General features: G+C 66.3%; 14 protein-coding genes and 1 pseudogene. 10 read left to right on the top strand and 5 right to left on the bottom strand.

Annotation, left to right across the window (positions count from 1 at the left end; all coding sequences use genetic code 11):
- Positions 1-714, bottom strand: a 714-nt coding sequence (locus OSB52_RS01960; protein WP_266059884.1) for a DUF222 domain-containing protein, incomplete at its 3' end; no start/stop codon positions are given.
- Positions 715-1120: 406 nt separating this feature from the next.
- On the opposite strand from OSB52_RS01960, the gene OSB52_RS01955 reads away from it, so the two are divergent.
- Positions 1121-2833, top strand: coding sequence for a purine-cytosine permease family protein (locus OSB52_RS01955; RefSeq protein WP_266059882.1), 1713 nt, complete (start codon positions 1121-1123; stop codon positions 2831-2833).
- A 92-nt stretch (positions 2834-2925) separates the two neighbouring features.
- Here the strand turns inward: OSB52_RS01955 and OSB52_RS01950 are convergent, their stop codons facing one another.
- The gene (locus tag OSB52_RS01950; protein WP_235725471.1) at positions 2926-3549 is read right to left on the bottom strand and encodes a TetR/AcrR family transcriptional regulator; all 624 of its coding nucleotides are present in this window, start codon (positions 3547-3549) and stop codon (positions 2926-2928) included.
- 195 nt (positions 3550-3744) lie between these two features.
- Here OSB52_RS01950 and OSB52_RS01945 point away from each other — a divergent pair, with 195 nt between their 5' ends.
- Genes OSB52_RS01945 through OSB52_RS01935 form a run of 3 tightly spaced genes read left to right on the top strand, consistent with a single transcriptional unit; the run spans position 3745 to position 7692 of the window.
- Complete coding sequence (locus OSB52_RS01945; protein ID WP_372475324.1) at positions 3745-4920, top strand: MBL fold metallo-hydrolase; 1176 nt, start codon at positions 3745-3747, stop codon at positions 4918-4920.
- Positions 4917-7421: an HAD-IC family P-type ATPase gene (locus OSB52_RS01940; RefSeq protein WP_266059879.1), complete on the top strand. Its 2505-nt coding sequence runs from the start codon at positions 4917-4919 to the stop codon at positions 7419-7421. Before OSB52_RS01945 ends, OSB52_RS01940 begins: the two co-directional genes overlap by 4 nt.
- Positions 7422-7431: 10 nt before the next feature.
- Positions 7432-7692 carry an antitoxin gene (locus tag OSB52_RS01935; RefSeq protein ID WP_266059878.1) on the top strand — a complete coding sequence of 87 codons (261 nt, stop codon included), beginning with the start codon at positions 7432-7434 and terminating at the stop codon, positions 7690-7692.
- Between the two features lie 22 nt (positions 7693-7714).
- Here OSB52_RS01935 and OSB52_RS01930 read toward each other — a convergent pair.
- Positions 7715-8305: pseudogene (locus tag OSB52_RS01930) on the bottom strand (DNA-3-methyladenine glycosylase); the annotation flags it as partial.
- Here OSB52_RS01930 and OSB52_RS01925 point away from each other — a divergent pair.
- Complete coding sequence (locus OSB52_RS01925; protein ID WP_235725474.1) at positions 8283-8720, top strand: type II toxin-antitoxin system Rv0910 family toxin; 438 nt, start codon at positions 8283-8285, stop codon at positions 8718-8720. The pseudogene OSB52_RS01930 and the gene OSB52_RS01925 overlap by 23 nt on opposite strands.
- Before the next feature lie 38 nt (positions 8721-8758).
- Positions 8759-10543: a substrate-binding domain-containing protein gene (locus tag OSB52_RS01920; RefSeq protein WP_372512285.1), complete on the top strand. Its 1785-nt coding sequence runs from the start codon at positions 8759-8761 to the stop codon at positions 10541-10543.
- Between the two features lie 2 nt (positions 10544-10545).
- On the opposite strand, the gene OSB52_RS01915 is transcribed toward OSB52_RS01920, so the two are convergent.
- Positions 10546-11436 carry a LysR substrate-binding domain-containing protein gene (locus OSB52_RS01915; protein WP_266059875.1) on the bottom strand — a complete coding sequence of 297 codons (891 nt, stop codon included), beginning with the start codon at positions 11434-11436 and terminating at the stop codon, positions 10546-10548.
- Positions 11437-11512: 76 nt separating this feature from the next.
- Between OSB52_RS01915 and OSB52_RS01910 the strand changes: the two genes are divergently transcribed.
- The 4 genes from OSB52_RS01910 to OSB52_RS01895 are packed head-to-tail and all read left to right on the top strand — an operon-like array spanning position 11513 to position 14957.
- Entirely contained in the window at positions 11513-12736 is a 1224-nt protein-coding gene (locus tag OSB52_RS01910) for an acetyl-CoA C-acetyltransferase (RefSeq protein WP_266059873.1), read from the top strand.
- On the top strand, positions 12733-13503 hold the full coding sequence (gene pcaD / locus OSB52_RS01905) for a 3-oxoadipate enol-lactonase (protein ID WP_266059872.1): 771 nt from the start codon (positions 12733-12735) through the stop codon (positions 13501-13503). Before OSB52_RS01910 ends, pcaD begins: the two co-directional genes overlap by 4 nt.
- Positions 13500-14297, top strand: coding sequence for a CoA transferase subunit A (locus OSB52_RS01900; RefSeq protein WP_266059871.1), 798 nt, complete (start codon positions 13500-13502; stop codon positions 14295-14297). The genes pcaD and OSB52_RS01900 overlap by 4 nt, the downstream gene beginning before the upstream one ends.
- A gap of 9 nt (positions 14298-14306) precedes the next feature.
- Complete coding sequence (locus tag OSB52_RS01895; RefSeq protein ID WP_266059870.1) at positions 14307-14957, top strand: 3-oxoacid CoA-transferase subunit B; 651 nt, start codon at positions 14307-14309, stop codon at positions 14955-14957.
- A 333-nt stretch (positions 14958-15290) separates the two neighbouring features.
- Here the strand turns inward: OSB52_RS01895 and OSB52_RS01890 are convergent, their stop codons facing one another.
- Entirely contained in the window at positions 15291-17960 is a 2670-nt protein-coding gene (locus OSB52_RS01890) for a helix-turn-helix transcriptional regulator (protein ID WP_266059869.1), read from the bottom strand.
- Positions 17961-17997: the final 37 nt, after the last annotated feature.

Genomic DNA, 17997 nt, shown 5'->3' with positions numbered 1-17997 from the left:
TGCGTCGGCGAGTGCACGGACCGCCTCGGCGGCGATGCGTACGTTTTCGGCGGCCATCGTCGCCGAGATCTCGGCCATCCCGTCACCGGTGTTCGTGGAGTGCACACCACGTTTGTCGAGGGCCTGGCGGCGGCGTTCACGTACCGCATCCGGGTGATGCCGGAAGATGATGCGATCAATCATGTCGCGTAGCCGGTGCGCTGACCAGGCGGTGGTGTGGGCGTCGAGTTCGGCGGCGATCTCGGCATCGACCGCCGCGGCATAGGGTTGGCCGTCGATCAGTTCGGTGCGGGAGATGATCTTGACGATCAACTCGGCAGTGATCCGCCCCTCGCGCAACCGCTGCGCCACTTGTGGCAGACGGTCGCGTAACGCGACCGCTTGATGCAGGAACTTTTCGGCCGCACCCTGACTGATGGCTTGGCTCACCGCGATCCGGGCGGCGCAGTCGGCGAACCCGTCATGCAGCAACAGGGCGTGATCATCGGATTCAGCACCGACCAGGCGGGTGTGGAGTTCAGCGGCGATCTGATAGCGATGCCACGCCAGGAATGCCTCACCGCGTGCATCGGCGACCAGCGCGCCGAGCAGATCATTCGTCTCCCGCGACCCGACCTGCTCGGCCGGTAACCCGCCGGTGAACAGCGACGGTAGGTCCGGCCACGGCGACGGGTCACTCCACCACGACACGATCGACCAACCCGGACCCGACACGAGACACACCTTCCAGAGACAGCAACAGGGGCAGCATGAGACCACAACCCACATATCTCCGAAAGGAACAGACCGCTCAATCACCGGCCCGACCTGGCTCACATCACTTCGTCGATCTCGCTGAAACCAACCTACGACACGGCACCGACAAGAACGTTCGCACAGGTCAGCGGTAGATCTCGTCGGTTCGACATGCGCGCGACTGGACACGTGCGCATCGCCACGAATGCGTGTCCCATGAATCCCAAAATACGCCCAAATCGGACATTAAGAGCCTCGAACTCCATGCCGCGCCGCAGTTTTCACAGACGAAACATATCGATCAAGTGACCGAAACCCTTGGTCCCTACTTTCAGCCAAGGCGTTGACCAGCCCTGGTTGATGCCGGGTCCGGTGAGGGAGAGGTATGTCGAGAGAATCGGAATTCACCGAGGACATCGGTGAGATCGAGAGCGCTGAACACAGTATCGTCGCGACCGGTGCGCAGGCCGCCGCCGCACGCGAGACGCTCGAGGACTACACACTGCGATTCGCTCCACGGAGCTATCGCAAGTGGGGCCCGGGTGTTGTCGCCATCTCTGCCCTGGGTGGCATCGCCTACCTGGCCGACTTCGCGATCGGTGCCAACGTCGGCATCGCCAACGGTACCGGCAATGCACTGCTCGGGATCGCGTTCTTCGCGATCGTCATTGTGCTGACCGGCTATCCGCTGGCCTACTACGCGGCGCGCTACAACATCGATCTCGACCTCATCACGCGCGGAAGCGGTTTCGGCTATTATGGATCGGTCCTGACCAACGTCATCTTCGCGTCCTTCACGTTCATCTTCTTCGCGCTCGAGGGCTCCATCATGGCTCAAGGTCTCAAACTGGGTCTCAATATCCCACTGTGGCTTGGCTATCTGCTGTCGTCGGTGTTGATCATCCCGCTGGTGATCTACGGGATGAACACCCTCGCCAAGCTGCAGGTCTGGACGACTCCGCTGTGGCTGATCATGATGGTCTTCCCGTTCCTCTATCTGGTGATCAAGCATCCCGACGCGATCGGTGACTTCTTCGCGTTCAGCGGCGGAACCGATGGCCAAGCAGGCCATGGCGTGTCGTTTGCCGGAACGATGCTCGCCGCCGGTGTCTGTCTCTCATTGATCGCCCAGATCGCCGAGCAGATCGACTACCTGCGCTTCATGCCGCCCAAGACGCCGGAGAACAATCGCAAATGGTGGACCGCTGTGCTGACGGCCGGCCCCGGATGGGTCATCTTCGGCGCCATCAAGCAGATCGTCGGGTTGTTCCTGGCCGTTTATCTGATCATGAACTTCGCCGAACAGGCGGGTGTGGCCAATGAGCCCGTCCAGCAGTTCCTCGCCGTCTACGAAGAGTTCATGCCGCACTGGCTGGCAATGACCCTCGCCGTGATCCTGGTGGTGATCAGCCAGGTCAAGATCAATGTCACGAACGCTTACTCGGGCTCGCTGGCGTGGACCAACAGCTTCACCCGGGTCACCAAGACCTACCCGGGCCGGCTCGTCTTCCTGGTGTTCAACGTCGCCATCGCAATCGCGCTGATGGAAGCCAACATGTTCAGCTTCCTGAACGAACTGTTGAACTTCTACGCCAACTGCGCGATCGCGTGGATCGTGACGGTCGCCTCCGACATCGCGATCAACAAGTATCTGCTGAAGATCTCGCCCAAGGAGCCAGAGTTCCGGCGCGGCATGCTCTACAACGTGAACCCGGTCGGCTTCGTGTCGGTGATCGTGGCCGGGGGCGTGTCGATCATGGTGTACTTCCACGTGTTCGGCGATGCCATCCAGCCGTACTCACCGTTGGTCGCGTTGATCCTCGCGCTGGTGCTGCCGCCTATCATCGCCACGGCGACACAGGGCAAGTACTACCTGCGCCGCACCGACGACGGGATCGACATCCCGATGTACGACGAGCACGGTAACCCCACCGACGTTCGCCTCACATGCTGCGTGACCGGGATCGACTTCGAGCGTCCGGACATGATCGCCTCCAACGTGCCAGGGCCCAACGGCGAGAAGCAGTACATCAGTTCGCTGGCTCTGTCCTGCGACAAGACCGGCGAACATGTGCTGCCCGCTCAACCGCCGGCCTGATGACATCGCACTGAGCGTCATCACACGTTGATTGTGGTCGCTGCCGGATCGTTCACCGAACGATCCGGCAGCGCCTCGACATCTCCGTTCGGTCAGTCCTCGATGAGGTAAGCGCTGAGTGCGGTCACCATCAATTCGATGATCTTCGCGATGGCCACGTCGTCAGACGTGCTCAGATAGGTCAAGGTGATCGTGTTTGTGGTCGCGATGATCACCGGACTGAGGTTCGCTGTCGGCTCGATCCAGCGCACTCCGGACCGCTCGGCAGCAACCTCGAGGCCGATCGTGGCGACCTCGTAGAGCCGCTGGTACATCTGCTTGCCGACAGCCTGCAGCTCGGCGTGATTGTGGGCGTAGATGCCGAGTGAGATCGTCGCCTGCATGCGCCCGGGGTCGGCCTTGAGCAGCCGGTAGAAGGCCTCGAGGTGAGCCTGCATGTTCTTGCGCATCGCCTCGACGCCGCGCGCCTCGGAGTCGGCCGTCATCGGGAGGATCGCCTCGAGCATCCGGCCGATGTCCGAGGGGACCGCGGTTTCCATGACCGCGCTCAACAACGATGTGCGGCTGTCGAACGCATAATGAAAGCTCGCCAGCGGCATATTGGCGTGCGAACAGATGCGGCGGGTCGTCGCCCCCTCCACACCGTGGTCGGCGATGACCCGGTAGGCGGCTTCGATCAACGCCGTCCGTCGTTGCTCGACTGACATCCGTGCCAAACCGCATTACCCCCCTGAGCGCCTGCGACCTGCGCATGCGCGGTGAACATATCCGGAGCAGACTATCAGTGCAGATCGGACCGGATGTGCTGGATGGCCCCATGAATGGGGACAGTTTCGTCTGGCGCGGCGCCATGAACGCCGTGGCGGGCGATCCATCCGCGGCATCGGGCGCGACGGCATTACCCTGGGTCCGTGACCTCGACGATCGGCTCAGTGTCCCCGGGCCTGGCACGACGCGCCGCAACGACCCTGGCGGCGGCCGGACGGACTGCGCTGGAGTCGGCGACCGGTTCCCTGGCCCGTGGGGGCGTGCCGGCGGCACGCGCCCTTGGTGCAAGTGCCACTGAGATCGGCGCTTTCACGCATGGCTCACCGAATCTGCGCGACGGGTTCTTCCGCAACCTCGACCATGCGCCGTCGCAGGTGGACGCCGATCTGCGCGTGGTGCTCGACATGGCCCGTCGCCCGGGCAAGCCGCGTCGGCCCGTTCCGGTGTTGGCGCCCGCCTTCTCCGGCGACGTCGAAGACCTACAGATCACCTGGCTCGGGCACGCGTCGGTGCTCGTCGAGATCGACGGGGTGCGGGTGCTCACCGACCCGGTCCTGAGTCGTCGCTGCTCGCCGTCGCAGACCGTTGGACCGGCCCGGATGCATGCGGCGCCGGTCACCGTCGCCGACCTGCCCTCCATAGATGTGGTGCTGATCAGCCACGACCACTACGACCACCTCGACATGGCGACCGTTGTCGACCTGGCGCTGCTGCATCCGCAGGCACGGTTCGTCGCACCGATCGGGGTAGGCGCACATCTCATCGCCTGGGGCGTGGCCGCCGACCGGATCGATCAGGCCGACTGGTGGGGCGAGGTCACGGTGTCGGCCGGTGGACGCGACATCACCTTCATCTGCTGCCCGGCGCGGCACTTCTCCGGACGTTCGCTGTCCCGCAATCTGGCGCTCTGGGGGAGCTGGGTGATGGCCGGCCCGGTACACCGTGTCTTCTTCTCGGGCGACACAGGGTTCTCGGAACACTTCGAAGATGTCGCTGCCCGGCTCGGCCCGGTCGATGCGTCGCTGACGGCAGTGGGTGCCTATGACCCGGTGTGGCCCGATGTGCACGTCACGCCGGAAGAGGCCGTCGTGGTGCACCGGATGCTTGCACGTGATCGCGAATCGGTGATGATCCCCATCCACTGGGGCACCTTCAACCTGGCCCGACATTCCTGGGGGGATCCGATCGCACGGCTGCTGCCGGCGGCAGTGGTCAATCCCACCGACGTACTGATTCCGCCGCCGGGCGGCACCGTGCATCTGCTCCACCGGACCGGGACGGGGCTCGAGATGCCGCGCTGGTGGGAGAAGAGCGCGTGACACAGGTTACGACCGAGACTGCCGACAACCCCGGGTTGACCGCTGCCGAGGTCGCGCGCCGGGTAGCCGACGGCCAGGTCAACGACCGGCCGGACCGCTCCGGGCGGACGGTCTTCGACATCGTCCGCGCCAATGTGCTGACCCGCATCAACGCCATCCTTGGCGTGCTGTTCGTCATCGTCGCGTCCACCGGTTCGCTCATCAACGGCCTGTTCGGGTTGTTGATCGTGGCCAACAGCAGTGTGGGAATCATCCAGGAGGTCCGGGCCAAACGGACGCTGGACAAACTGGCGATCGTCGGTCAGGCCCGGCCTGTCGTTCGTCGCGACGGTGAGTCGACCGACGTCGCTCCCGACGAGGTGGTGCTCGACGACATCATCGAGATCGGCCCCGGCGATCAGATCGTGGTCGACGGTGAGATGGTCGAGGCGCTCGCCGTCGACGTCGACGAGTCGCTGCTGACCGGTGAAGCCGATGCCGTGGACAAAACGCCCGGCGACCCGATCCTGTCCGGCAGCTTCGTGGTCGCGGGGGCGGGCGCCTACCGCGCCACCAGGGTCGGTGCGGACGCGTATGCCGCGCAGCTGGCCGCCGAGGCGTCGAAGTTCACCTTGGTCTCCTCGGAACTGCGATCGGGTATCGATCAGATCCTCAAGGTGATCACCTGGCTGTTGATCCCGGCCGGCATCCTCACGATCATCAATCAGTTGTTCATCAGTGACAACGGCATTCGCGCGGCGCTGCTCGGCATGGTTGCCGCACTCGTGCCGATGGTGCCCGAGGGGCTGGTGCTGATGACCTCGATCGCGTTCGCGGTTGGCGTGGTCCGGCTCGGTCAGCGGCAGTGTCTCGTCAACGAGCTGCCCGCCATCGAGGGACTGGCGCGTGTCAACGTGGTCTGCGCCGACAAGACGGGGACGCTCACCGAGAACGGGATGCGCCTCGCCGATGTTCGGTTGACCCGGGGAGTCGACGCCGTCGACGCGACCGAAGTCGGCGAGGTCGACCGTGTGCTGGCAGCGATCGCGGCGCATGACCCGCGCCCCAACGCGAGCATCCAAGCACTTGCCGAGGCCTATCCCGATCCGCCTCGCTGGACGATGAGCGCGCTCGAGCCATTCACCTCGGCAAAGAAGTGGAGCGGGATGTCGTTCCGCGACGACACCACCGACGCCGACATGGGTAACTGGCTGATCGGTGCTCCCGACGTTCTGCTCGATGCGGACAGCGACGTCGCCGCCGACGCCGCCGAGCTCGGTGTGCAAGGCCTGCGCGTGCTGCTGTTGGCGCGCACCGACGTCGCCGTGGACACACCTCCATCGGATGACCGGGTGGCGCCGGGAACCGTGACACCGATCGCGCTGGTGGTGCTCGAACAGCGGGTCCGACCCGACGCACGCGACACACTCGACTATTTCGCCGGACAACGGGTACAGGTGAAGGTCATCTCCGGGGACAACGCTGCGTCGGTCGGAGCCGTCGCGGCCTCGCTCGGGCTCGGTAGCCCGGCGACTTCGGTGGACGCACGGTCGTTGCCCACCGACACCGACGAACTCGCCGACGTCGTCGGCCGCGGCGTCACCTTCGGCCGTGTGCGGCCCGATCAGAAACGGGCCATGGTTGCCGCGTTGCAGTCCCGCGGGGACACGGTGGCGATGACCGGTGACGGCGTGAACGACGTGCTGGCACTCAAGGACGCCGACATCGGGGTGGCGATGGGCTCTGGGAGTTCCGCGGCGCGGTCGGTGGCCCAGATCGTGTTGCTCGACAACAAGTTCGCGACCCTTCCATACGTGGTGGCCGAGGGACGTCGGGTCATCGGCAACATTGAGCGCGTCTCGAACCTGTTTCTCACCAAGACGGTGTACGCCGTCCTGCTTGCCCTGTTGGTGGGGTTGGCCGGCGTGTGCGGTGAGGTGTTCGGATTCGGGTCGATCAGCTATCCGTTCCAGCCGATCCACGTCACCATCTCGGCATGGTTCACCATCGGGATACCGGCGTTCGTCCTCTCCCTGGCGCCCAACTCCGAGCGCGCACGAACCGGATTCGTCCGCCGGGTCCTGGCGCAGGCGGTACCCAACGGGATCATCGTCGGGCTCGCCACCTTCGCGACTTACATCATCGTCAACCCGGGCGGCAACGAGATGGCTGTCGGGGCCAAGGACTCGATCGACTTCACCCCGGAACAGACGCAGGCCGCCACTGCCGCGCTGATCACCCTGCTGATGGTTGCGCTCTATGTGCTCGCGGTGGTGGCCCGCCCGTACACCTGGTGGAAAGTCGTGTTGCTGGCGCTGTCGGTGGGGGCCTACGTGCTCATCTTCACCTGGTCGTGGACTCAGGAACTCTTCCGACTCGACTCGTCGAACGTACAGATGGTCTCGGTGGCGGTCATGGTGGGCGCCGTCGGTGTGGCCGCCGTCGAAGCGGTGTCACGAGTGGTACCCGGATTGATCGCGGTTCGGGATGCGCGGGCGTCGCATTCGCCGAGAAATAACTAGGGTGGTCCGTATGGATCTCAAGGGACTCGTGGACAAGGCCAAGAACACGCTCCGGGGCAACCCGCACCTGATCGAAAAGGGTGGCTCCTACATCGACAAAGCGACCGGCGGCAAGTATGCCGGTCACGTCGACAAGGCGCAGGACGCGGTCAAGAAGGCCGTCGGCGCCGAGTCGTCGAATGATCCGAATTCGCAACCGCCCCAGCGGAACCCGCAGAACCCGACCCAGCAGAACCCGACCCAGCAGAACCCGAATCCGCCTCAGCAGTGAGGCCTGCCTCGGGATCGCCGGCGGCAGCAGCGCGCGGGTGGCGTCGGTAGGCCGACACCGAGGGGTCGCCGACGATCCAGTAGCGCCATGCGACGTCGGCGGCCAACCGCACCCCGACCCGCGGGCCGACCGCGATGTGCACACCTGCCGGTCGCCCCGTCGCGTCGAGGTGAACCGGGTGGGGTTCGCCGAGGTCGGTGCCGAGGTCGGCCATCGTGATCCCGAGGGCGCGGGTCAGGTTGCCGGGGCCGCGCGCCAGCGCAGCGTCGTTGCCGGCGGTGGGCCGTCGGTCGCGCGCGGTCGCCAGGCCGTCGACGATCTTTCCGGCGCGGATCAGGACCGCCGCCCCCTGCTCGGTGGGGCCGGTCACCACGTTCGCGCAGTGGTGGCCATGGATGCGGTAGACGTACAGGCGTCCGGGCGGCCCGTACATGATCTCCGAGCGGGGGGTACGCCGGTACGCGTGTGACGCCGGGTCGTCGCGGCCGCCGTAGGCCTCGACCTCGGTGATGCGGGCGGCGACTCCGTGACCGACGAGAACGGTGCCCAGTAGGGCTCGGGCCTCGAGGCTGACGCTAGGCTCACTGACCATGGCCAAGACGAGTGACTCCATCGACGTGGACTTGTCCGTCGAGGATACCTGGGCGGCAGCGTCGGATCTGTCGAGGTTCTCCGAGTGGCTGCTGCTGCACGACGGGTGGCGTTCGCCAGTGCCCAGTGCTGATGAACTCGCGGCCGGCGTGACGCTGGCGTCGGTGGTGAAGGTCAAGGGCACCAGGGTCCGGTTCGACTGGCTGATCGAGACGTACCGACCGTTCGAGCAGGTGCGCCTCAAAGGCAATGGCAAAGGTGGGGTGAAGGCCAAGCTCGATCTCGGCATCCTTCCCACCGATGCCGGTTCGACAGTAACGTTCACTGTCGATCTGGGTGGTCTGCCGCTCATCGGCCCCGCAGGCAAGGCGGCGGCGATGGCGGTGTCCGGGGATCTGCGCAAGTCGTTGACGACATTCCGCACGGTTTTCGGCTGATCCACCGCGTATTGATTGCGTGACAAGGGGGAGACGGCGTGGGGCGTCATAGTTCGGACGGGGATCAACCGCGCTCGCCGCGATCGGGCGGGCCGAATGAACCGTCGGCATCACGCAGCGGTCCGATCGACATGCCGGCCAGTGGACCGTTTGCCGCGCCTGCGCGCCGCGCATCTGGCGACGATGAGTTCGGTTTCGAACATCGCCGGTCATCGTCGGGTCGCCGCGGGGGCCTGATCTGGGGCATCGCGGCGCTGATCCTGGTGGTCGCGCTGGTCACCGGGTTCGTCCTGTGGCGAACCGGCGCGGTCGGCTGCGGCGACCGGACATCGGTGGCGGTCGCCTCCGATCCGGCGATGACCAGCGCACTGCAGTCGGTCGCGCAGCAGGCGTCCGCGGATTCATGTTTCGACTATCAGGTCAGCGGGGTTGCCGGCGCGGAGGTTCCCGGGCAGCTCACCAGTGGCGAGCAGGCGCCGGACCTGTGGGTGGCCGATTCGCAGATCCAGGCTCGCCGGGTCCTGACCCAGGTGCGTCGGGACCTGAATCTGGTCTCCCCGTCGATCGCCACCTCGCCGACAGTCGTCGTCGGCAAGGACGTTCCAGAACTCAACAGCTGGGTCGACGTGATGAAGCTGCCAGATCTGCGTACCGGCAGCCCAATCGACACGAGCACCGGGGATGCCCCCATCGTCGGTGCACTCACCGAGGTCAACGGGGGCGCACTGACCGAGGACGAGTTGACGTCGGCGATGACGGTGCTCGCGGTCCAGCAGAACAACGCACGTCTGGAGAACGACAGCGACGGCGCCCGGCTGAACCTCGCGAACGCCACGGGTGTTCCGGTGGTCACCACCGAGCAGCAGTATCTGCTGTACATGCGGACACACAGTGATGCCGGCCTGACCGCGTCGGTGCCGGCAGACGGAACCGTGATGCTGGACTATCCGATGGTCAACACGGCGAGCACGTCCCGTCAGGACACGGCTGCCGAGGCCGGACAGGCGCTGATGGACCGACTCGCCTCCGACGACGGACTCGCGGCGCTCAACGAATCCGGCTACCGGAATCCGGACGGTGACCCGCTGCCCGACAACGCCGGCGTGGGGCAGGTGCAGCGACTGCAGCTCGACGATCCCTCCCAGGTCGACAAGGCCATTCGGCAATGGCAGGTGCTCGGCGTGCCGATCCGCACGTTGGTGGTGCAGGACACCTCCGGTTCGATGGCCGCGCCTGCCGGGGATACCACCCGCGCCGAGTTGCTCATCGACGCGTCGATGACCGGGCTGAATCTGTTCCCCAACAACGCCTCGATCGGGGGGTGGGCGTTCGGTATCGACAAGGGTGGTCCCGGTCAGGACTGGAAGTGGATGTCGCCCATCAAGCGTCTCGACGCGAACTCGGCCGGCGGCGGAACGCATCGTGACCAGCTCGGCCGCGCGGTGCAGCGTGGTCTGGCGCCATCGCAGCTCGGCGGTGGTACGGGCCTGTACGACACAACCCTCGCGGCCTTCAAAGAGGTTCAGAACAGCTACGACCCGAACTACTCGAACTCGGTGATCATCATGACCGATGGTCAGAACGAGGATCCGGACAGCATCAGCCTCGACGAGTTGTTGTCGGAGCTGAAGTCGCTGGAGGATCCCGCCCGCCCGGTGTTGATCTTGACCATCGGTATCTCCGATGACGCCGATACCGACGCGCTCGAGCAGATCGCCGAGGCCACGCCCGGCGGGTCGACCTACGTCGCGGAGACCCCCGAGGACATCCAGAACGTGTTCGTCGACGCCATCCAGGCGCGCGTTGCCGCAGCCGGCCGCTGAAGTCAGGAGCCAACCGCGACACGGCGTAGGACGGTGAGCGCGTGCTCGATCGCCGGCGACGGCTCACCGGCGAGTCGGGCCACCGCGAGCTCGACGGTCGGGGCGCCCGGCCGAAGGGGGAGATAGCGCACACCGGCGATCCCCAGCGCGGCGGTGGGTTCGGGAACCAGGGCGACACCGAGCCCGGCAGCCACCAGCGTGACCAGCGTCGAGGTCTCGGCCACCTCGTGGCGGATACGCGGCACGAATCCGGCTCCGGCGCAGATCGTCGCCAGCACCCCGTTCATCACCGATCGGCCATGACCGACGTGGGCGATGAACTCGGCATCACGCAGGTCCTCGGCGTGCACGCCATCGGCGGCGCCGATGGGCAGGTCCTCGGGGACCGCGACGAACAGTTTGTCGTGGCGAATGATGTCCACCACCAGATCGGAGCTACCCACCGGTGGACGCAGTAGCGCGATGTCGATCTCCCCGGTCTCCAGCGCCGACAGCTGCGCCGGGGCCAGCATCTCGCCGTGCACGCTGACCTCGAGGTCGGGTAGCTCCTCGCGTAGCGCCCGCACCAGCCGCGGCAGCAGTGAGTACGTCGCCGAGCCCACACAGCCGACCGCGAGCGTGCCCGCCCGACCTTCGGCGACTCGCTGTGCCTGGATTCCCGCGACGTCGACCGCGTCCAGAATCGACTCCACGCGCTCGAGGTAGGCGTGCCCAGCCGGCGTGAGTTCCACCCGGCGGGTCGATCGAACCAGCAGGGTCACCCCGAGTTCGGCCTCGAGCTGTCGGATCTGTTGCGACAACGGCGGCTGTGCGATGTGCAGGCGCTCTGCGGCTCGGCCGAAGTGGAGTTCCTCGGCGACCGCGCGGAAATATCGGAGATGGCGCAATTCCATCATTAAGACTTTACGCATATCACTGTGCTCGAAATAGATACTTCTCAATATCGAAGCCGGTTCTTATCGTAGTTGTATGACCTCCGGAACCGACATCGTCATCTGCTCGCCACTGCGCACACCCGTCGGGCGCATGGGGGGTGCGCTCGCTCGCTTGACGGTCACTGACCTGGCCACCGGATTGCTGCGTGAGCTCGCGACGCGGACCGGCCTGGGCGATGGCGACATCGATGACGTGGTGCTGGGGCAGGGATATGCAAACGGTGAATCCCCCGCGATCGGCCGGATCGCGGCGCTCGACGCGGGCCTCGGCACCGGAGTGCCCGGAATGCAAGTGGACAGGCGTTGCGGGTCCGGACTGCAGGCAGTGCTCAACGGCGCAGCTCAGGTTGCCACCGGGGGTGCCCGCCTGGTGATCGCCGGTGGCGCCGAGTCGATGTCCAATGTCGAGCACTACGCACTCGGGCTGCGGACCGGCGTGCGTCAAGGCGGCGTCGAGCTGATGGACCGGCTCGACCGAGGGCGGCTCACCGCCGGCGGTGAGCGCCATCCGGTGCCCGGTGGCATGATCGAGACCGCCGAAAATCTCCGTGCGCGATACGGCATCGGGCGTGCCGAACAAGACCACCTGGCGGTGCGATCACATGAGCGTGCGATCGCCGCGCACAAGGCAGGCCGCTTCGCCGAGGAGCTCGTACCCGTGACCGTACCCGGGCGACGAGGTAAATCGGACGTGGTGGTCGATCGCGACGAGCATCCCCGCCCCGATGCCACCGTGGAATCCATGGCCGAGCTGCGGGCGATCCGGGGCAAGATCGATCCGGAGTCGACCGTCACCGCCGGAAACGCGTCCGGCCAGAACGACGGCGCAGCCATGTGCGTGGTGACGACTCGCGACGAGGCGCAGCGGCGTGGTCTCGACCCCGTTCTCGCGCTGCGGTCGTGGGCGGTCACCGGCTGTGCGCCAGAGACGATGGGTATCGGGCCGGTGAGCGCCACCGCGTCAGCGCTCGAGCGGGCCGGCCTGACCCTTGACGAGATCGACCTGATCGAGCTCAACGAGGCGTTCGCCGCGCAAGTGCTCGCCGTGCTGGCCGAGTGGAAGGTTGACCCCGAGGACGATCGACTGAACCCCAACGGTTCCGGGATCTCACTGGGACATCCGATCGGCGCCACCGGGGCACGCATTCTGGCCACCGCCGCGCACGAGGCCCGCCGCCGCGATGCCCGCCACGTGCTGGAGACGATGTGTATCGGCGGCGGACAGGGACTCGCTGCCATCTTCGAGGTGGGCGAGTGAGCGCCGTCGAGGTCGACCACGTCGTCACCGGGCGTCCGGACGGACCCGTGGTGGTGCTGTCCAATTCGCTCGGCTCCACCTACCGCATGTGGGACGCCCAAGTGCCGGCGCTCGAACAACGGTTCCGGGTCGTCCGCTACAACACCCGCGGTCACGGTGAAACGCCGGTACCGGCAGGGCCGTACACCATCGACGATCTCGCCGACGACGTTGTGGCGCTGCTGGATCGGCTCGGGGTTACGCACGCACACATCGTGGGACTCTCGCTCGGCGGAATGACCGCGATGCGGCTCGCCGCCCGCAATCCGGAGCGGGTCGACCGGCTCGTGCTGTTGTGCACCGGAGCTCAGCTCACGCCGTCATCGGCGTGGTCCGACCGGGCGGCCACCGTGCGCGAGCACGGGACCGGTGCTGTCGCCGAGGCTGTGGTGCAGCGGTGGTTCACTCCGGCATACCTCGCTGCCAACCCGGCTTCGGCCGGCTATTACGAGGACATGGTCGCTGCCACGCCCGCCGAAGGCTACGCCGGCTGCTGCGAGGCCATCGCGATGATGGACCAACGCGGTGACCTGGCCACGATCAGCGCGCCAACCCTGGCCATCGCGGGCGCCGACGACCCGGCCACTCCGCCGCCGAAACTGGCCGAGATCGCCGACAGTGTGAAGGACGCCCGGTTGCTGGTCGTCGAGCAGTCGGCACACCTGGCCAATGCAGAACAACCCGAGATCATCACTCCCGCACTCATCGAACACCTGGAGCAGGCATGAGCATCGACAAACTGGCCGCGTCGGCGGCGGAATCCGTCGCCGACATCCCCGACGGGGCAAGTCTGGCGGTGGGAGGCTTCGGACTCGCCGGCATCCCCTGGTTCTTGATCGAGGCACTGCTAGAGCAGGGCGCCGGCAACCTCACCATCGTGTCGAACAATTGCGGTGTGGACGGGGCCGGTCTCGGACTTCTGTTGGAAGCCCGCAAGATCGACAAGGTCATCGCCTCCTACATCGGTGAGAACAAGGAGTTCGGGCGGCAGTTCCTGGCCGGCGAGGTGACTGTGGAACTCACCCCGCAGGGCACTCTGGCCGAGCGGATGCGTGCCGGCGGCAGTGGCATCGGCGCCTTCTACACCCCGACGGGTGTGGGCACCCTGGTCGCCGATGGTGGGTTGCCGTGGCGCTACCACCCCGACGGAAGCGTCGCGTTGGCGTCGCCGTCGAAGGAGGTGCGGACCTTCAACGGTCAGGACATGGTGCTCGAGGAAGCCATCGTCACCGACTATGCGTTGATCCGGGCCGCGGTGGTGGACAAGGCAGGAAACTGCAAATTCCATGCGGCCGCACGAAACTTCAACCCTCCCGCCGCCATGTCGGGACGCACCACCATAGTCGAGGCCGAGAAGGTCGTCGAGGTGGGCGAACTCGCACCCGAAGACATCCATCTGCCAGGAATCTTCGTCAAGCGGGTCGTCGAACTGACCCCGGAACAGGCCGCCCGCAAAGAGATCGAGCAGCGCACCACGCGTGTACGGCCGAGCGCCGCAGACGCCGAGCCGGCACTCACCTAGGAGACAACCATGACCTGGACACGCAACGACATGGCCGCGCGGGCCGCCCGAGAGCTGCGCCGCGGGGACTATGTGAACCTCGGAATCGGGCTTCCCACGATGATTCCCGATCATCTGCCGGATGACTCCGGCATCACCTTGCACGCGGAGAACGGCATCCTCGGCGTCGGACCGTACCCTTACGACGACCAGGTCGATCCGGATCTCATCAACGCCGGAAAGCAGACCGTGACCGTCCTACCGGGCGCCTCCTTCTTCGACTCCGCAACGAGTTTCGCGATGATCCGCGGTGGACACGTTGACGTCGCGGTACTCGGCGGGATGCAGGTGGCCGCCAACGGCGACCTCGCGAACTGGATGGTGCCCGGCGCCATGGTCAAGGGCATCGGCGGCGCCATGGACCTGGTCAACGGGGCCGGTCAGGTCATCGTCCTGATGGAACACACCACCAAGAAGGGCGACCCCAAACTGGTGGCCGAATGCTCGCTGCCCCTCACCGGACGGTCGGTCGTCAGCCGGGTGATCACCGATCTCGGCGTATTCGACGTGACCGGTTCGGGTTTCGATGTCACCGAGCTGGCGCCGGACGTGACGCTCGCCGATGCGCAGGCCAAAACCGGTGCCCCACTCACTGATCGGACCTCTGCTCTGGTCAACTGAGCCGTGCGGCCCATTGGTCGAGTGGTTCTGTCGCTCGTCGATCTCGATACGTCGACCATCGGTTGGGCGGATGGTGGACTATTCGTCCATTGGTTGGGCGGATCTCGAGCCGACCTGTCGCAGGCTCAGTGCCGACTCGATCCAAGGATAGCTACTGAGCGGTTTCGTCGCTGGTCGAGTAGCTACCGAGCCGCCAGGCGAGGCAGCGTATCGAGGCCACGTGGGGTGACTCGGTCTCGATACGTCGACTCGCCTAGCGGCTCGTCGACTCGACCAGCGATTGTGTGGGTCGTGGACTACTCGACCATCGGCTCGGGCTGTCGAGCCGCTGGCTCACTCGGCGGTCGACGGCCGGCGCAACGCGGCGAGCTCGGATCGGGAGCGTACGCCGAGCTTCGCATAGATCCGGGTCAGGTGGTATTGCACGGTCTTTGGTGAGATGAACAGTTCCGCGGCCACCTCCCGGTTGGACAGTCCGCGCGCGACGAGTGCGGTGACCGCCTCCTCCTGTGGCGTCAGTTCCACATCACCGCGTTCGCCGCGGCTGACATTCAGACCGCCCGCCTTGAGTTCTCGCTCGCAACGCTCGACGTAGGTGGTCGCGCCAAGCGAGACGAACAGTTCCCGGGCGGTACCGATCACGGCGTCGGCCGCGCGTCGCTTCCCGGCTCGGCGCAAGGTCTGACCGTACGCGAAGTTGACCCGGGCGCGGTCGTATCGCAACGGCAGGCCGTCGAGCAGTTCGAGTGCTTCGGAGAAGGCGCGTTTGGCCTGGTGGATGTCGCCGATGGCGCCGAGATACCGTCCGCGCGCGTACTTCAGTCGCGCACTCGCCGACCGATGCCCGCGCTGCTCGGCGAGCGTCTCGTAGGGCGTCAGCAGAGCATCGGCGGATTCGAGTTCGCCGCCGATGACCAGGGCGTTGGCCAGCACGTCGACCCACGGCCACCAGCCGGGCTCGGCCAGGCCGGGCACGTCGGCGGCCATCGTCACCAACGGTTCCAGGATGCGTCGCACCTTCTCGTAATCGGCAGCCGCTTCGGCGATCTGTGCCCGGGCCAACAGCTCTGGAATACGCATGATCTCGTAGTCGCCGACGCTGGTGGCGGCGTCGGCAACGCTGAGCTCGGCGTCGGGCCAATCGCCGCGCAGCGAATGGATGGCGGTTGCGGTCCAGTTCAACAGCGGACTCGCGAGCTCGATACCGCTGCTGCGGGCCAGTGCTCGACCCTGCTCGACGTTGTGCAGGGCGCTTTCCCAGTCGCCGGTGAGGAATTGTGTGCGCGCCAGCCACGCCAGTGCCCACAACGAGATGCGGGTGGAACCACCGAGTGTTGCCATCGAGACCGCAGTCTCCAGATTGCTACGCGCGGCCCCGACATCGTCGAGACCCAACTGAAGCCAGCCGCGACCCATGGTGGCCCGCTGCGCTTGCGCCCCGAACCGGATCCGATCGGTGAGATCGGCGTACTCGGCCGTCGCCTCGGCCGGTCGCCCCGACCATGCCAGGCCCAGACCGCGAATCACCGCAGCCTCGACCCCGGCCGGGGATTGGCTGCCCGCCATGGTGATTGCCCGGTCGGCCCATTCGACGAGTTCGTCGCCCTGACAGCGGACCAGATTGTGAAGAACGTAACGCTGGGCGATCAGGGCTGCGATGTCTGGTTCACGGTCGAAGTTGACGATGTCCCATGCGCGATCCAGACGAACCCGGGCTTCTGCGGCTCGACCGCGGAGGATTGCCAGATAGGCGAGAGTCGCGTTGCGCAAGGGGGTTTCACGCAGGCTCTCCACCAGGGGTACCAGTGCTGCCGCGCCAACACAGTCGCCTGCGGCGAGCAGGGCGTCAACCGCGAGGGTGACGCGGGTGTCACGCGGGACCGGGTCGGACGTGAGTCGGGCCGCTTGGCGGAACAATCCGGCCGCTTCGGCCCAGGCGCCGTCGGCAGAGCGACGACGCGCAAGGTCATCGAGGTCATTCGCCAGTTCGGAATCGGTTGTCGGGGTGGCGGACACCTGGTGATGCATCCGACGTGCCGGGTCGCTCACCAACTCGGCTGCGCGCCGGTGTGCGGCACCGACGGCCTCCATCCCCATGATCTCGAGCACTGCCGCACGGATGAGCGGATCGGTCGGTCGCGGTTGTGCGTCGGCGGGTGTCAGCGCCGCCCCGAGGGTGATGAGCCCACTGTCGCCGGCTTCGTCGAGCGCCGCCAGCGGGGCGTCGAGTCCGGCGAGCGTGACCGCCGTCGAGAGCGGTTCGCCTTCATCGACGATCATCAGCGACTCCACCAGCGCACGGGCGGGCGCCGAGCATTTGTGCAGCCGCGTTCGGACGTCGTCGACCAGGTAACTCGGTGCCGGCAGCGCGATCCCGGTGCGTGACCACGTCCCGGCAGGCAGCTCATCGAGCAGGGACACGATGTGCCGAGGATTCCCGCCGGTGTGGCGGGTGAGGCTCTCGAGCATCGCCGGGTGCAGCACGATTCCTCGCTGCGCTGCGAGTTCGGCCACTGCGGGAGCAGCGATACCACGAAGTCGCAGCTCGTCGGCGAGGAGACCGGGCGGTCGGCCGATAGTGGACGGCGTCATCGACATCACCACCAGCGTCGGACGATCGCGCTGTTCGCGGATGACCGCGAGCAACGTTTGCATCGACTCCTCGTCTACGAACTCGGCGTCGTCGATCGTGATGAGGGTGGGCGCGTCGAGGTCACCGAGCACGTCGGCCAGTGCCGCCCTGCTGGCGTCGGACGACTGGGTGAGCTGACGCAGCACACCACCCGCGGACTGGTGATCGGAAGCCGACGCCTGCGCGTACAGCGTGCGTGCGGTGTCCGCAGACTCGTTGTGCCGGTTCGCAAGATGGGTGAGCAAGGTCGACTTGCCGATGCCCCGCTCGCCGATGATCATCATGAACTCGGTCCGGCGGGCGGCGTGGCTGCGGGCGAGGATGGTCGCGATCTCCTGCTCCCGCCCGACGCAGGCGGCGACGACCATCATCGCCCCATCGTATGTCCGAACCGGGGTCCCGCGGTGC

Origin of the sequence: Gordonia aquimaris (assembly GCF_026262595.1) — a bacterium.
GTDB lineage: Bacteria > Actinomycetota > Actinomycetes > Mycobacteriales > Mycobacteriaceae > Gordonia > Gordonia tangerina.
The sequence above is the reverse complement of the archived record's forward strand: the minus strand, read 5'-3'. Positions and strand labels throughout refer to the sequence as shown.

Excerpts from the sequence above, each read along its gene's own strand:
- OSB52_RS01955 (WP_266059882.1), top strand. The coding sequence starts at position 1,121 with ATGTCGAGAGAATCGGAATTCACCGAGGACATCGGTGAGATCGAGAGC.
- OSB52_RS01910 (WP_266059873.1), top strand. The coding sequence starts at position 11,513 with ATGACCTCCGGAACCGACATCGTCATCTGCTCGCCACTGCGCACACCC.
- OSB52_RS01895 (WP_266059870.1), top strand. The coding sequence starts at position 14,307 with ATGACCTGGACACGCAACGACATGGCCGCGCGGGCCGCCCGAGAGCTG.
- OSB52_RS01935 (WP_266059878.1), top strand. The coding sequence starts at position 7,432 with ATGGATCTCAAGGGACTCGTGGACAAGGCCAAGAACACGCTCCGGGGC.
- OSB52_RS01900 (WP_266059871.1), top strand. The coding sequence starts at position 13,500 with ATGAGCATCGACAAACTGGCCGCGTCGGCGGCGGAATCCGTCGCCGAC.
- OSB52_RS01915 (WP_266059875.1), bottom strand. The coding sequence starts at position 11,436 with ATGGAATTGCGCCATCTCCGATATTTCCGCGCGGTCGCCGAGGAACTC.
- OSB52_RS01925 (WP_235725474.1), top strand. The coding sequence starts at position 8,283 with ATGGCCAAGACGAGTGACTCCATCGACGTGGACTTGTCCGTCGAGGAT.
- OSB52_RS01890 (WP_266059869.1), bottom strand. The coding sequence starts at position 17,960 with ATGATGGTCGTCGCCGCCTGCGTCGGGCGGGAGCAGGAGATCGCGACC.